This window comes from Mycobacterium sp. 050272 (assembly GCF_039023525.1).
Lineage (GTDB): Bacteria > Actinomycetota > Actinomycetes > Mycobacteriales > Mycobacteriaceae > Mycobacterium.
On the sequence record NZ_JBCHKV010000013.1, the window covers coordinates 39,974 to 54,441 of the forward strand.

General features: G+C 67.5%; 14 protein-coding genes. 6 read left to right on the forward strand and 8 right to left on the reverse strand.

What is annotated here, in order from left to right; translation table 11 throughout:
• Window positions 1–145 precede the first annotated feature (145 nt).
• The 3 genes from AAHS21_RS22085 to AAHS21_RS22095 are packed head-to-tail and all read left to right on the forward strand — an operon-like array spanning window position 146 to window position 2,927.
• Window positions 146–547 carry a cytidine deaminase gene (locus AAHS21_RS22085; RefSeq protein ID WP_342929686.1) on the forward strand — a complete coding sequence of 134 codons (402 nt, stop codon included), beginning with the start codon at window positions 146–148 and terminating at the stop codon, window positions 545–547.
• Window positions 544–1,842: a thymidine phosphorylase gene (locus tag AAHS21_RS22090; RefSeq protein ID WP_342929687.1), complete on the forward strand. Its 1,299-nt coding sequence runs from the start codon at window positions 544–546 to the stop codon at window positions 1,840–1,842. The genes AAHS21_RS22085 and AAHS21_RS22090 overlap by 4 nt, the downstream gene beginning before the upstream one ends.
• On the forward strand, window positions 1,839–2,927 hold the full coding sequence (locus AAHS21_RS22095) for an adenosine deaminase (protein WP_342929688.1): 1,089 nt from the start codon (window positions 1,839–1,841) through the stop codon (window positions 2,925–2,927). The genes AAHS21_RS22090 and AAHS21_RS22095 overlap by 4 nt, the downstream gene beginning before the upstream one ends.
• Here AAHS21_RS22095 and AAHS21_RS22100 read toward each other — a convergent pair.
• The 4 genes from AAHS21_RS22100 to AAHS21_RS22115 all read right to left on the reverse strand — a co-directional run bounded on the left by AAHS21_RS22100 (window position 2,924) and on the right by AAHS21_RS22115 (window position 6,718).
• On the reverse strand, window positions 2,924–4,342 hold the full coding sequence (locus AAHS21_RS22100; RefSeq protein ID WP_342929689.1) for an HNH endonuclease signature motif containing protein: 1,419 nt from the start codon (window positions 4,340–4,342) through the stop codon (window positions 2,924–2,926). The two genes, AAHS21_RS22095 and AAHS21_RS22100, sit on opposite strands and share 4 nt — an antisense overlap.
• A 33-nt stretch (window positions 4,343–4,375) precedes the next feature.
• A complete protein-coding gene (locus tag AAHS21_RS22105; RefSeq protein WP_342929690.1) occupies window positions 4,376–4,639 on the reverse strand; it encodes a hypothetical protein in 264 nt (87 codons plus the stop codon).
• Between the two features lie 9 nt (window positions 4,640–4,648).
• Window positions 4,649–5,902 carry a PPE family protein gene (locus AAHS21_RS22110; protein ID WP_342929691.1) on the reverse strand — a complete coding sequence of 418 codons (1,254 nt, stop codon included), beginning with the start codon at window positions 5,900–5,902 and terminating at the stop codon, window positions 4,649–4,651.
• A 156-nt stretch (window positions 5,903–6,058) separates the two neighbouring features.
• The gene (locus AAHS21_RS22115) at window positions 6,059–6,718 is read right to left on the reverse strand and encodes a GntR family transcriptional regulator (protein WP_342929692.1); all 660 of its coding nucleotides are present in this window, start codon (window positions 6,716–6,718) and stop codon (window positions 6,059–6,061) included.
• Window positions 6,719–6,845: 127 nt separating this feature from the next.
• On the opposite strand from AAHS21_RS22115, the gene AAHS21_RS22120 reads away from it, so the two are divergent.
• Window positions 6,846–7,850: a cupin gene (locus AAHS21_RS22120; RefSeq protein WP_342929693.1), complete on the forward strand. Its 1,005-nt coding sequence runs from the start codon at window positions 6,846–6,848 to the stop codon at window positions 7,848–7,850.
• A 36-nt stretch (window positions 7,851–7,886) separates the two neighbouring features.
• Window positions 7,887–8,894 (forward strand): VWA domain-containing protein, encoded by a 1,008-nt coding sequence (locus tag AAHS21_RS22125; protein WP_342929694.1) that lies wholly within the window; start codon window positions 7,887–7,889, stop codon window positions 8,892–8,894.
• Between the two features lie 4 nt (window positions 8,895–8,898).
• On the opposite strand, the gene AAHS21_RS22130 is transcribed toward AAHS21_RS22125, so the two are convergent.
• The 3 genes from AAHS21_RS22130 to AAHS21_RS22140 are packed head-to-tail and all read right to left on the reverse strand — an operon-like array spanning window position 8,899 to window position 12,096.
• A complete protein-coding gene (locus AAHS21_RS22130; protein ID WP_342929695.1) occupies window positions 8,899–9,882 on the reverse strand; it encodes a VWA domain-containing protein in 984 nt (327 codons plus the stop codon).
• Between the two features lie 41 nt (window positions 9,883–9,923).
• Window positions 9,924–11,228, reverse strand: coding sequence for a primosomal protein (locus AAHS21_RS22135; protein WP_342929696.1), 1,305 nt, complete (start codon window positions 11,226–11,228; stop codon window positions 9,924–9,926).
• Window positions 11,229–11,286: 58 nt separating this feature from the next.
• Window positions 11,287–12,096, reverse strand: coding sequence for an alkaline phosphatase family protein (locus tag AAHS21_RS22140; RefSeq protein ID WP_342929801.1), 810 nt, complete (start codon window positions 12,094–12,096; stop codon window positions 11,287–11,289).
• Window positions 12,097–12,249: 153 nt separating this feature from the next.
• Here AAHS21_RS22140 and upp point away from each other — a divergent pair, with 153 nt between their 5' ends.
• Window positions 12,250–12,984, forward strand: a complete 735-nt coding sequence (gene upp, locus AAHS21_RS22145; protein WP_342929697.1) for a uracil phosphoribosyltransferase — start codon at window positions 12,250–12,252, stop codon at window positions 12,982–12,984.
• Here the strand turns inward: upp and AAHS21_RS22150 are convergent.
• The gene (locus tag AAHS21_RS22150) at window positions 12,875–14,455 is read right to left on the reverse strand and encodes a phospho-sugar mutase (protein WP_342929698.1); all 1,581 of its coding nucleotides are present in this window, start codon (window positions 14,453–14,455) and stop codon (window positions 12,875–12,877) included. The genes upp and AAHS21_RS22150 overlap by 110 nt on opposite strands.
• Window positions 14,456–14,468: the final 13 nt, after the last annotated feature.

The following is a 14,468-nucleotide window of genomic DNA, read 5'->3' on the forward strand; positions in this document are numbered from 1 at the left end:
TCATCCGCGAAACTAAAGCCAGAAAATCGAGCTTAGCCCGGCAACGATGGGTCCGGAACCAGCCAACATCGTTCGTCAACGGCGTTTCCGTGCCAGGGTTAGGGTGGCTTTCTCGACTCGGCCGATCGGCGATTGGGGTTGCGGTATGCCTGATATTGATTGGAATATGCTGCGGGACAAAGCAATACAGGCAGCTGTAGGCGCTTACGCCCCGTATTCGCAGTTCCCGGTGGGTGCGGCGGCGTTGGTCGACGACGGTCGCGTGGTCACCGGCTGCAATGTGGAGAATGTCTCATATGGCCTTGGTCTGTGTGCCGAATGCGGCGTGGTGTCCGCCCTGCATACGACCGGTGGCGGCCGGTTGGTTGCCCTGGTGTGCGTTGACTCACAGGCAGCGCTGTTGATGCCGTGCGGGCGCTGCCGCCAGCTCCTGCTGGAGCACGGCGGACGCGACCTGCTGGTCGCGCATCCGGCCGGCCCCCGCCGGCTCGAAGAGCTACTGCCCGATCCGTTCGATGTCGACGATCTCACCCGGGAACGTCCTTGACCGACTTCGCATTCGACGCGCCCACGGTCATCAGAACCAAACGTGACGGGGGCCGGTTGTCCGATGCCGCGATCGACTGGGTCGTGGCGGCCTATACCGACGGTCGCGTTGCCGAGGAGCAGATGGCGGCGCTGTTGATGGCGATCTTCTGGCGTGGCATGGACCATGGCGAGATCGTCAGGTGGACAGCGGCGATGCTGGCGTCGGGCGACCGGCTGGATTTCAGCGATCTGCGGTCCGGCGGTAAACCGCTGGCCACCGTGGACAAGCATTCGACCGGCGGGGTCGGCGACAAGACCACGCTGGTGTTGGTGCCCGTCGTTGCCGCCTGCGGTGGTGCGGTGCCCAAAGTCTCCGGCCGGGGGCTCGGCCATACCGGTGGCACCCTGGACAAGCTGGAATCCATCCCGGGGTTCAGCGCGTCGATATCCAAAAGTCAAGTGCATCAACAACTCTGCGATATCGGGGCGGCGATCTTCGGCGCCGGTGAGCTGGCGCCCGCCGACAAGAAGATCTACGCGCTGCGCGACATCACCGCCACGGTCGACTCCTTGCCGTTGATCGCCAGCTCGATCATGAGCAAGAAACTGGCCGAGGGCATCGGCGCGCTGGTGCTCGACGTGAAGGTCGGTGGTGGCGCGTTCTTGTCTTCGGAGGCGCAATGCCGCGAACTGGCCGAAACCATGGTTGGGCTGGGCGCGGCCCACGGTGTGCCCACGCGGGCGGTGCTGACCGATATGGACGGCCCACTGGGTGCCACGGTCGGCAATGCGCTCGAGGTCGCCGAGGCGCTCGAGGTGCTGGCCGGTGGCGGCCCACCCGATGTCGTCGAGCTGACGATCCGGCTGGCCGTCGAGATGCTGGAGCTGGCCGGGATCGACGGCCGCGATCCGGCCCAGACCCTGCGCGACGGCACCGCGATGGACCGGTTCGGCCGGTTGGTCGCGGCCCAGGGCGGCGACTTGTCCGTGCCGTTGCCAATCGGTTCGCATTGCGAGACCGTGATCGCGCCGCGGAGCGGCACAATGGGAAACATCGACGCTATGGCAGTGGGACTGGCAGCTTGGCGACTCGGCGCGGGCCGATCCCGCCCGGGTGGGCAGGTGCAGCCCGGCGCCGGCGTCCGGATCCATCGGCGTCCCGGGCAGCCGGTTGCCGCCGGGGAGCCGTTGTTCACGCTGTACACCGACACCCCCGAGCGCTTCGGCGCCGCGCTGGCCGAGCTGGACCGCGGCTGGAGCGTGGGTGACACGGCACCGCCGCCGCGACCGCTGATCATCGGGATCACCTCGTGAGCGCCCCACTGGAATTGCGGCAGATCCAGCAGGCGCCGAAGGCGCTGCTGCACGATCACCTCGACGGGGGACTGCGCCCGTCGACCGTGCTGGACATCGCCGGCCAGATCGGCTACGACGAGCTGCCCGCCACCGACGCCGACGAGCTGGCGACCTGGTTTCGCACTCGGTCGCACAGCGGTTCACTGGAGCGCTACCTGGAGCCGTTCTCGCACACCGTGGCCGTGATGCAGACGCCCGAGGCGTTGTTCCGGGTCGGCTACGAGTGTGTGGAGGACCTGGCTGCCGACTCCGTGGTGTACGCCGAGATTCGTTTCGCGCCAGAGCTACACATCAATCGCGGGCTGTCCTTCGACGAGATCGTCGATGCCGTGCTGGAGGGCTTCGCCGCCGGCGAGAAGGCCGCGGCCGCGGCGGGCCGTCCGATCGTGATGCGTCTGCTGGTGACCGCGATGCGCCACGCCGCGATGTCGAGAGAGATCGCCGAGTTGGCAATTCGCTTCCGGGACAAGGGAGTTGTCGGCTTCGACATCGCCGGTGCCGAGGCCGGCTATCCGCCGACGCGGCACCTGGACGCGTTCGAATATATGCGAGACCACAACGCGCGCTTCACAATTCATGCCGGTGAGGCGTTCGGACTGCCGTCCATTCACGAGGCGATAGCCTTCTGCGGAGCTGACCGGCTGGGCCATGGCGTGCGCATCGTCGACGATATCGAAGTCGTCGAGGGCGGCGGTGTCGAGTTGGGCAGGCTGGCATCGATCCTGCGCGACAAGCGAATTCCGCTGGAGCTGTGCCCGAGTTCGAACGTGCAGACCGGCGCGGTCAAGAGCATCGCCGACCACCCGTTCGATCTGCTGGCCAGAGCCCGGTTCCGGGTGACCGTCAACACCGACAACAGGCTGATGAGTGACACCACGATGAGTCTCGAAATGCACCGGCTGGTAGAGGCTTTCGGCTACGGGTGGAGCGACCTCGAGCGGTTCACCATCAATGCGATGAAGTCGGCGTTCATTGCCTTCGACGAGCGGCTCGCGCTGATCGACGAGGTGATCAAGCCGCGGTACGCGGTGCTGATCGGCTAGAACGGCGGCGGTTCGTCGTCGTCCGGCGGCGCGACGCGGACGTATTCCCAACGCTTTTTGCGGGCTTGACGGGCGGCCCGGTTGTGCTGGCGTTCGGTGGCGATGCGAGCGGCGCGGTTCTGCGCTCGGGTGTGGGTCCGCAGCGGCATCATCGCTTCGCGGTTGTCGCACTGCGTGTCCGGCATCGCAACGCTCGGTGGCGGATCCACGCCTGCGCACAGGGCAGGAAAGAGCAGGGCGCTACCGGGCGTGGTGACGCGGGTCTGTCCGTCGGGCAGGGACCAGATGATGGTGCCGTCGGGCAGTTGCTGGTCGCGCCAGCCCCAGAAAGTCTTGAGCAGGTGATGTTTTCGGCACAGGCATTTGAGGTTCGCCGGGTGGGTGGCACCGCCCTCGCCATGCGGCACGGTGTGGTCGATATCGCATTCGGTAGCGGGCCGGTCGCAGCCTGGCGCCCGGCAGGTGAGGTCGCGAGCCCGCACAAAATCCGCCAGCGCCCGAGACGGAAGATAACCCGACTCCGGTGCAACCTGTGTCGTAATCGGTTGTAGTTTAGACGTTTTCGTCAACTCACGGACAATCTCGGCGGGGATGATGCCGTCGCCGTAGAGAAATCCCGGAGCCGCACCGGACCCGTCCACGGTGGCGCGGTCGGCGACCACGTGAATCACGACGGAATTGGGCTGCCGAGGCGCCGGACCGGCCGGGCAGTCGGCGCGAGCGCATCCGCACGGCAGTCGGTCCTGACCTGCCGCCAATGCGCCCAACGCGTCGGCGCGCAGCTGCTCGATCGTGCGTGGATCGTCGGCGCACACCGTCATGGCGAGTTCGTCGAGCCGGCGATCGAGCGCTTGGCCCGTCGTCGCGAAAACTGTGCCGTTGATCAACGCCGTGCCCGCTTCCATCGCGGTGACCTTGAAATAGCGGTCCTCCGCGTACTCGCGCGATCGGCGCACCGCGTCGCGGTCCACTTTGGCGACGACGCGATCGACCTCCGTCGCGAGCTTCCAGCTGGTCATCGACGGCCAGCGCGGTGCTTTGACGGCCAGTTGGCCATCCACGGCGGCGAGGGCCTGGGCGTCGACGATCAGGTCAGTGCGAAAGACGATGGTGCGAAACAGCCGAAAGTCGATGTCCCCGGCGCGAAAGGCGGCGGCGACCCCCGGCAGCCGTTCCCGCATCGCGCGGGCATAGCGCAGGTTGCTATGGCCCATCGCCACGCTGGTGCCAAGCGCGGCTGCGACTTCGGCGGCCACCGCGTCGCTGGTGTCGGCCGCCCACTGCGCGCGCTCGCCGTGCTGGGCCAACCGCAGCCGGTACAGGTCGCCGATCGCGAGCAGGCGAGCCGCCGCGGCCTGGGCTTCCGCCCGTGCTGAGTCGGTAATGCGGGTAAGCAAGTCCGATGCTTCGAACATGTGTTCGAGTATAGTGAAGGGCTCCGACAAAGCTCAGTCGTCGATGTGCGGGTCGAGACCCCCGGGGCCCATCACATTGCAGGTCCGTTCGGGCACGAAGAAGGAACTGGCGCCGTTGGCCACGAAATTCTTCGTCACCACGCAACGCTGCCAGGTGCCGTCGGGCTGGATCGGCCCGTCGCACTTGCTGATGATGGGTCCGCCGTACTGGCAGCCGGCGCTGGCCGGCGGAGCCACGGTGACGAGTCCCGCGGCCGTCAGCACGGCGGCCAGTCCCGCTACGATGCAGCGCTTCATGGTTCGTGCTTACCCCAAAGTGGCCGCCGCGGCAGCTTCTTCCACGGGGGCAACCAGGCGGCGCCCCCAATCGGCGAGCCCGTCGGCGTTGAATTGGGGCTGAATTCCGGCGGTTCCGGCCAGGCCGGGTGCGGAGGCCAATGCGGGTGCCGGGACAGCGCTGTAGGAGACCGAGCCCGCGGCATTGGTGAGGGTCGCGCCGGACAGGCCGGCGAATCCGACGGCGGTGTCGTTCACGGTGATGATGCCGGTTCCCGGACCGAGGGTGGCCGAGCCCGCGTTGAGGAAGCCGAAGGCCCCGATGGCGAATTTGGGGGTAAGGGTGACGGTTTCGCCGATCCCGACGTTCACGACGCCACTCACGTTGGCGCCGGTGGTCGCGTCCACCCACTGCAAGGCGCCGGCGGTAAAGACGCTGCCAGGGTTGAGGGTGATGGTCGAACCGCTCTGGGCAGTGACTTCGAAGAAGCCGGCCGCGCCGGTGGGTGCCATCGTGACCGACCCGGCGTCGACGATCATGTGCGAGTTGGTCCCGACGGAGATGATGCTCAGCGGCGGCACGTTGGCCGAGGTTCCGGGCGGGATCGGCGGATCGGCGTCGCCGACCGGGGTGTAGTCGATGCCACCGGGCCCGGTGGTGTTGGTCGAAACCTGCTGCACCAGGGATTGGGTGCGGGCACTGGTGAGATTGCCCGCGCTTTGGGCCATCGCGCGGCCCTGATCGGCCTGGCCGGCCTGGTTGGTGGTCTGCGGCGGCTCGTCGTAGGACGTCAGGGTGCTCGCGGTCGTCGCGTCGGCGGCGTAGGTGTACATGGCGGTGGCGTCTTGGACCCACATCTGCATGTACTGGGCCTCGGTGGCCGCGATCGCCGGGGTGTTCTGCCCGAAGAAGTTCGTCGCGACCAGCGCCATCAGCTGGGCTCGGTTGGCCGCGATCACCGGCGGCGGCACCGTCATCGCGAAGGCCGCCTCGTAGGCCGCAGCCGCCGCGTACGCCTGAGCCGAGGTCTGGGCGGCCTGCGCGGCGGCCGCCTGCAGCCAGCCCACATAGGGTGCGGCGGCGGCGGCCATCCGCATCGACGACGGGCCGAACCACGTCTGCCCGGTCAAGCCCGAGACTTCCGAAAAGTAGCCGCTGGCAGCCGATTCCAGCTGAGCGGCGAGTTCGCCCCAGGCCGCCGCGGCGGCCAGCAACGGGCCGGACCCAGGTCCGGAGTACATGCGAGCGGAGTTGATTTCCGGCATCAGCAATCCAAAGTCCATGGCGTCGTTGCCTTTCGGACGGACCAGTAAAAACGGCGAAGCGTTTTGGTTGAAACCCCCGCCCGAAGAGGTCGACCCCCTTGTAGGGATTTCTAGCACGCGGAATTCGGCTTCGGAAGGTTTTGGACGTGTGTATAAGTCCGTGTCGGCCGTGCGTCAGATCGACGACGAGTCGACGGCCAGACCCATGGCGCGCACGGTGCTGACCAGGTGGGTCTGCACGGCCTGCTGCGCTCGTGGCAGATCGCCGTCGCGCAGTGCCTCGGCGATCGCGAGGTGCTCGCGCATGATCGTTGCGACCCGATCTTGTTCGCGCAATGCCGATTCGCCGATCATCCGCATCTGCCGGTCGCGCAGCGAGGAGTAGAAGCCGGACAGAATCGCGTTGCCCGACTCTTCGAGGGTGATGGCGTGGAAGGCGCGGTCGGAGTCCAGGAATGCCCGCCAGTCGCCCGCCGCCGCGGTATCGCGCTGCCGTTGCAGCTCGGCCGTCAACCGCTCGAACACGGCGGCACACGCGGCGGACCCACGTCCGACTACTTTCCGCGCGGCGTACTGCTCGAGCAGCAGCCGGGCCTCGATCACCGAGCGAACCTCGTCGGGGGAGACAGGCACGACGAGCGCCCCGCGTTGCGGATACAGCCGCAGCAGGCCCTCGGCCTCCATGCGCAGAAAAGCCTCGCGCACCGGCGTCCGCGACATGCCCAGCGCGGTCGCGACGTCACCCTCGCTGATCAGTTCGCCACCGGGAAACGCTCCGGTGAGCACCTGGGTCTTGACGTACTCCAGCGCGCGGTCCTTGGCGGTTGCTGCCACGGCGCCCCCTTGTAGCTCAGTCGTATCTCAGGGTGTCCATACCGTACACGACACTGCGGTTGACACTGAGATACAAGATAGATACGATTCAAACACAAGATGTGCTTGAGCATGAAGGAGATGCGCGATGCCCGTGAACTTGGACCCGACGATTCCCGCCCCGATGACCAACGTGGCCGAGTACGGGTTTGAGGGCCGTTTCGCCGACTGGGCCGATGAAGCCCGCTACTTCGAGTACTCCAAGGCCGCCAATCCGATCGGCTCCGGGTATGCGCCGCAGGTTCCGGTTACCCAGTTCGGACCAGAGGTCTACATGGACGAGCCGACCGGAATCGTGCCGCTGGATCTGTCCGCGGACCTGGGCATCAGCGGTGCGGCGACCAGTCCCGCGCTGCTGGCCAACTTCCTGCGCATCCGCGCCGGCGAGCAGATCGACACCAGCCCCAACGCCACCTCGCAGCTGTACTACGTGTTGTTCGGGCACGGCTTCGCCGCCGTGAACGGCCAGCTGGTCAAGTGGGAGAAGGGTGACTTTCTGACGCTGCCCGCCGGTGCCCGCTCGGTCTTCTACGCCGACTCGGAGGCGGCCATGTATTGGGTGCACGATGAGCCGCTGCTGCGCTACCTGGGCGCCGAAGCCCGCGAGCCGCGGTTCGCCGCGACCAAGTTCTGCCGCACGGACGCCGTGACCAAGCTGGACGAGATCGCGTCGCGTCCCGGCGCCAACGACAAGAGCCGGGTGAGCGTGCTGCTGGCCAACGAGAACCAGGAGCAGACGCTGACCATCACCCACGTCCTGTGGGCAATGTTCGGCGTGCTGCCGCCCAACCAGGAGCAGCGCCCGCACCGGCACCAGTCTGTCGCATTGGATCTCATTCTCGATGCTCCGCCCAGCGGCTGCTACTCGTTGCTCGGCACGCGCCTCGACGAGCGCGGCGACATCGTCGACCCGATCCGGGTGGACTGGCAGGCCGGTGGCGCGTTCACCACTCCGCCGGGCATGTGGCACGCCCACTTCAACGAGACCGATCAGCCCGCCCACCTGATTCCCGTGCAGGACGCCGGGCTGCAGACCCACCTGCGCAGCCTCGACATCAAATTCACTGCGCGCCGCGACCTGGTCGCTGGCTGAACCGTGTCGCTGCGGCGCCACGTAGTGTGACGTGGCATGAAGTTGCCTCTGCTGGGTCCGGTGTCGCTCACGGGCTTTCAGCACGGATGGTTCTTCCTGGCACTGCTGGCCGTGCTGCTGGTGATCGGGCTCTATGTCGTCCAGCAATTCGCCCGGCGCCGGCGGGTGCTGCGGTTCGCCAACATGGAGGTGCTGGAGCGCGTCGCGCCCGCACGGCTGTCCCGGTGGCGCCACATCCCGACGATCCTGCTCGCGGTGTCGCTGGTGCTGCTGACGACGGCAATGGCCGGGCCGACGACCGATGTCCGCATTCCGCTCAACCGCGCGGTGGTGATGTTGGTCATCGACGTCTCGGAGTCGATGGCCTCCACCGACGTGGCTCCCAACCGGCTGGCCGCCGCGCAAGAGGCCGGTAAGCAATTCGCCGACGAGCTGACGCCGGCGATCAACCTCGGGCTGGTGGCGTTCGCGGCCAACGCCACCCTGCTGGTGTCGCCGACGACCAACCGCGGTGCCGTCAAGGCGGCGATCGACGGCCTGCAACCGGCGCCGAAAACCGCCACCGGAGAAGGCATTTTCACCGCGTTACAGGCGATCGCGACGGTGGGTGCGGTGATGGGCGGCGGCGACGGCCCGCCCCCGGCGCGCATCGTGCTGGAGTCCGACGGCGCCGAGAACGTACCGCTGGATCCCAACGCCCCGCAGGGCGCGTTCACCGCGGCCCGCGCGGCCAAGGCCGAGGGCGTACAGATCTCGACGATCTCGTTCGGCACCCCCGACGGCACCGTCGTCTATCAGGGCGCGACGATTCCGGTTCCGGTCGACGACCAGACCCTGCAGGAGATCTGCAAGATCACCGACGGCCAGGCGTTCCACGCCGACAGCCTGCAGTCCCTGAAGGAGGTTTACGGGACGCTGCAGCGTCAGATCGGCTACGAGACCGTCAAGGGCGATGCGAGCCTGGCCTGGCTGCTGCTCGGTTCGGTGGTGCTGGCCGGGGCGGTGCTGGCCGGCCTGTTCCTCAACCGCAGGCTGCCCGCCTGACGCGCTAAGTAGGCAGGCGCCGGTTGATCAGCAGCGCCAACACCGTGGCGACCAACGCGGTGAGCACCCCGAGGCGCAGCCATCCGGAACCTCCCGGCCCGGGCACCGTGCGATACCCGATCTCCTGCTGGATGGCTTGGTAGTCCTTGGTGAGCTCGTCGAGGTTGGACGCGGTGTAGGCCTGCCCGCCGGCCAGCTGCGCGACCTTCTTCATCTGGTCCGTCGAGACCGGTACGTTCACCTGCACGCCGTCCAGGCTGATGCTGCCGCTCTTGGTGCCGAACGAGATCGTCGAGATGGGCACGCCCTGATCCTTGGCCAGCCGCGAGGCCGTGTAGACACCGTCGTGCGGATCACTGGGATCGGTCGGTCTGTTCTCCCCGCCGTCGGACAGCAGCACGATCCGGGCCGGCGGCGGAGTGTCCCCGCCGGTCGTGTTCGTCGCCTCGATCGCATGCAAGGCGGTGTAGATGGCTTCACCGGTTGCCGTGCCGTCGCCGAATTGCAGCTTCGGCAGGGCATCGATGGTCGCCTGGTGCTGCGGGGTCGGCGGCACCAGCAGGTACGGCGTTCCCGCGAAGCCGACGAGCCCGAGATTGATGCCCGGGGTCAGCGCGGCGGCGAACTTACTGGCGGCTTCCTCGGCGGCCCGCAGCCGGCTGGGTTCGACGTCGGTCGCCCGCATGGACTGCGACATGTCGATCACCAGCATCACGACGGCGCGGTTGCGCGGGATCTTCATGTCGTGCGTCGGGGTGCCCAGCGCGATCGTCAACAGCGCCAGGCTCAGCAGCGACACCGCTATCGGCAGGTGCCGCCATATCGATTGCGGCACCTGCGCCTCGGTGTAGCGGCGCAGGCGCCGCCGCTGCCGGGCCGCAACGACGACATAGACGGCCAACAAGACCAGCGGGATCAGCCCGAACAACAGCAGGGCCGGACGCTGAAATCCGTAGAGGGGCAGCGGTCCGATCACGGGAAGCGACACCCGCAAGTAAAGAGGACACTCGGACACCCGTCAAACGAACGCTATTCACGCCTGAGCCGGGAATCGATGAACTTCTCCAGTTCTTCCCATTCCCGCACCGCCGCCGAATACGGCGGCGCGGGTTTGCTCACCGAGCCGGGCTCGAGCACATAGGCCACCAGCTTGCCCAGCGGCTTGCCGGTTTCCAGGGCCTTGTCGACGGTGCTTTCCTCGGAGTAGTCGCCGATATCGCGGAGCAGTTCGACGGCCAGGTCGAGTTGCTCACGATCGACGGCATCGGGGCCGTCGGCGAAGTCGTCGGCCAGCCCGCTGAGCACGTAGATGTTCTCGTCGCTGACCTCCACCGCCAGTGATCCGTCCGTCGCGGCGGTCCGGATGTCGTCGTAGGTGCTCAGATCGGACAGGTCGTGGTCGTGCTCGTCGGCGAGGTAGCGAGCCAGGCTCCGCTCGGAGGTGAACACGCTGATGCGTCCGTTGCGGCCCAGGAAGATCGGCTGGTCGTCGAGGTAGCACCGCAGCGTGTAGAACGTGCCCGAACTCGTCATGATGCGGACCGGGTCGATGCCGACCTGCATCCAGAAGTCCTCGTCACTGCCGAGGACGACGGTGTCGCCGGGCGCGCGATCCTCCTCTTCCTCGTCTTCGTCCTCGTCGTCCAGGGTGTCCTCGTCCGAGGACTCGTCGTCGGCTTCGTCCTCGTCGTCGTCGGCTTCCTCGGCGTCCGACTCCTCGTCTTCGGGTTCTTCGCGCTCCTCGTCCAACTCTTCGGCGGCCTTCTGCACCGCCGCCTCGTCGACCTCGGGGGTGCTGGTGATGGCCTCGATGGCCTTGAGCACGTCGTCCCAGCTGCGCCCGATGACCTCGCCGATCGCGTCCCAGCGTTTGGCGCCCGCCCGCCCGGTGAAGTGGTCGATGCCGCCGGACACCGTGCCCAGGCTGGGGTTGCCGTTGAAGAACTTCGACACGGCCGGCAGCTCGCACACCGACCCGATTGACGACACGATCGCCAAAGCGCCGGCCAGCGCGGTCACCGATTCCTCGGTCGGCTTCTCGGCCACCAGTTCCTCGACCGCGATCAGGTCGAACTGTTTGGCTTCGGCGGGCTCGAAATCGTGCGCGTGGGCGGTGGTCAGGTCTTTCCACCCCGGGTGATCGGTCAGGTCGTTCTCGGCGCCGGACCGCACGAACGCGACGAGATCGGCAACGGCCTCGAAGACGTACAGGTCGTCTTCGTTGCCCAGGAACGCCTCCCACTCGTCGCCTGCGTCGCGCCAGCGCGGTGCCCAGACGGTGTAGCGGTCACCGTCGGACAGGCTCAGACGGATGGGTACGAGGTCAGCAGCCATGCGGCACACAATAGCGACGGCCGCCCGATGAGCCCGGTCCGGTCCGGGCTGGGGACGGCTATCCCGCCCAAATGCTGGCGATCGCGGGAGCGTTGGCCGCGTTGCCCGTCTTGGGCAATCCGTACATCTGCTCGATGGTGGACAGCAGGTTGTAGTGGCTCATCTGCTCGGGGTAGCTGCCCGGCTGGACGTGCGCGCCGTAGATGATGGTCGGGATCTGGTTGTTCTTGCCGCCGTCGTCTTCGTCCCAGGTCACGATCAGCAGGCTGTTGTTGGCCACGGCCCAGTTGGCGTACCCGGACATCTGCCGGTTCAGCCAGGCGTCGCCCTGCGCGATCGAGCCGTCGTGCATGTTGTCGTCGTTGTTGGGAATGACGAACGACACCGTCGGCAGGCTGGCGTAGTTCCCCTGCGGGAACGCGGAGAACGGCATGGAACTCGCCGGCGGCACATTGGTGAAATTGGCCCACGGCACGTGCTTGCGCGCGTACTTGCCCGCGCTGCATACCGGCGAGCCGGCCGCGGGCAGGTCTTCGGCATAACCGACGAATGTGTAACCGGCACCGAGTAATTCAGAGCCCAGGTTGGGGGCGTTGCCGGCGTTGATCGGGCACGAGTCCTTGGTCAGACCGAAGGTGTTGCCGGCGAACATCGCCAAATAGTTCGGCTCGCTGGGGTGGGTTTCGGCGAACGACGCCGTCATGTTGGCGCCGTGGGAGGCCAGCGCGTTGATGAACGGATTCTGTGGGCTGCCGATGATGTGACCTTCAGAACGGTTCTCTTCCACCACGATGACGATGTGCGCGGGCCGGGGCAGCGCCGCCGCGGCGGCCCCGCGGGGCGCCAGCGGGGTGGCTGCCAGCCACATCAGCCCCACCGCCGCGGCCAACCTGCCAAGACCTCGGATCTCGCGAAACACCCGGGGAGCATATGGGCCGACCCGCGCGCCGCACGGCAGACGCGCACGCGGTGAGCTGCGCTTTAGCCAACCGAGGTCGGATCGTTATATACCCTCATGCGCATGGAAGTCCGCGTGATCGACCACCCGTTGGCCGCTACCCGGTTGACGGTGCTGCGCGACGAACGCACCGACGCCGCGGGCTTTCGGGCCGCGCTGCGTGAACTGACGCTGATGCTGGTCTACGAGGCCACCCGGGACGCGGCCACCGCGCCGATCAGGATACGGACGCCCCTGGCCGAGACATTCGGAAAGCGACTGGCCAAACCGCCCCTGCTGGTGCCGGTGCTGCGCGCCGGGCTCGGGATGGTCAGCGAGGCGCACGCCCTGATCCCGGACGCCCAGGTCGGCTTCGTCGGTGTGGCCCGCGACGAACAAACCCATCTGCCCTTCCCCTATATGGAGTCGCTGCCCGAAAAGCTCAAACATCGGCCTGTCATCGTGCTCGACCCGATGCTGGCCACCGGCGGGTCGATGACGTATGCCATCGAACTGCTGCAGCGCCGTGGCGCCACGGATATCAGTGTGTTGTGTGTGGTGGCCGCGCCGGAAGGGCTTGCGGCGGTTGAGGAAATCGCGCCGGACGCGCGAGTGTTCACCGCGGCGGTCGACAAGGGACTCAACAAGTCGGCGTACATCGTGCCCGGGCTCGGCGATGCCGGCGACCGTCAGTTCGGCCCCCGCATCTTCACCAGTGTTCCACCGAAGCAACCAACTCAGCGCGCAGCGCGGCGGCGTAAGTCCGAGAAGAAGTTAATTCGTCGGAAGCGGCGCAGCGAATCTCGAAGTAGCACTTGAGCTTTGGCTCGGTACCGGAAGGCCGCACCACCACTCTGATCGAGGTGCCGTCGTTGCCGGCGGCGAAGATCAGCGCGTCGGTGATGTCGGTGACGGTGGCTGCGAACCCGGCCAGTTGCTTCGGCGGGGCAGCGCGCAGCCGGGCCATGAGTGCGGCTGCCTCGGTGCTGTCGGCGACCCGGCGCGAGACCGCCGCGACGTCGTGCACGCCGTATCTCCGAGCGAGATCGTCGAGCACGTCTGGGATCGAACGGCCCTGCTGTTTCTGAGAAGCCACCATGTCGCACACCAGCACCGCCGCGCTGATGCCGTCCTTGTCGCGTACCGTCGCCGGGTCGACGCAGTGGCCGATCGCTTCTTCGTAGGCGTAGACCAGGCTGCCGCCGGGCACCGTCGAATCGGCGCGCGCCAGCCATTTGAAGCCGGTGCGGGTTTCGACGTGGGTCGCGCCGTAATGGCCGGCGATCTGCGCGAGCATCCGGGAGGACACGATGGTGCTGGCAACCACCGCGTTGTCCGGTCGCTCGTGGGAGAGGATGTAATCGCCTAGCAGCCAACCGGTTTCGTCACCGGAGAGCATCCGCCATCCCGCCGCGGTGGGGATGCCCACGGCGCACCGGTCGGCGTCGGGGTCCAGGGCGATCGCGACGTCGGCGTCGATCTCGGCGGCCACGGCGAGCAGCGCGTCGGCGGCGCCGGGCTCCTCGGGGTTGGGGAACGCGACGGTGGGGAAGTCGGGGTCCGGCGCGAACTGGGCGCCGACGGTGTGCACCTCGTGAAAGCCGGCCCGGTGCAGCGTCTCGACGGCCACCGCGCCGCCGACGCCGTGCAGCGGGGTCAGGGCCACCCGCACCGAGCCGGCGGCGCGCCGCACCCCGGCCGCGCGTTCGATGTAGCGCGCCACCAGGTCGGTGCCCGCGGGCGCGACCGGCTTGCGGGCGATCTGATCAGCGGGAGGAGCTGTGGCCATTGCGGTTTCGATCGCGGTGTCGGTGGGGGAGATGATCTGGATGCCGCCGTCGAAATACACCTTGTAGCCGTTGTCGGCCGGCGGATTGTGTGAGGCGGTGATCTGGATCCCGGCGGCGGCCCCGGTCTGGCGCACCGCGTAGGCGACCACTGGTGTGGGCACCGCGCCCGGTAGTAGCAGCACCGAAAAGCCCTCGGCAGCAAGGATTTCCGCGGTCACCGTGGCGAAGATCGCCGAGCCGTGCCGGGCGTCACGCCCGACGATCACCTGCGAGCCGGCCAGGCCGCGATCGGTAAGCAGCTGCGCCACTGCCCATGTCGCGCGCGAGACGACGGCGACGTTCATGGCGTCCGGGCCGCCGCGCACCGGGCCGCGCAAGCCCGCGGTGCCGAACGTCAGGGGGCGGGCGAAACGTGCGCGAAGTTCCTCGGGCGAGCACGCGGCGAGTTCGGCAGCAGTCGCCGGGTCGGGGTCGTGTGCGATCCACTCCTGCGGCGTCACACGACCCATTCTG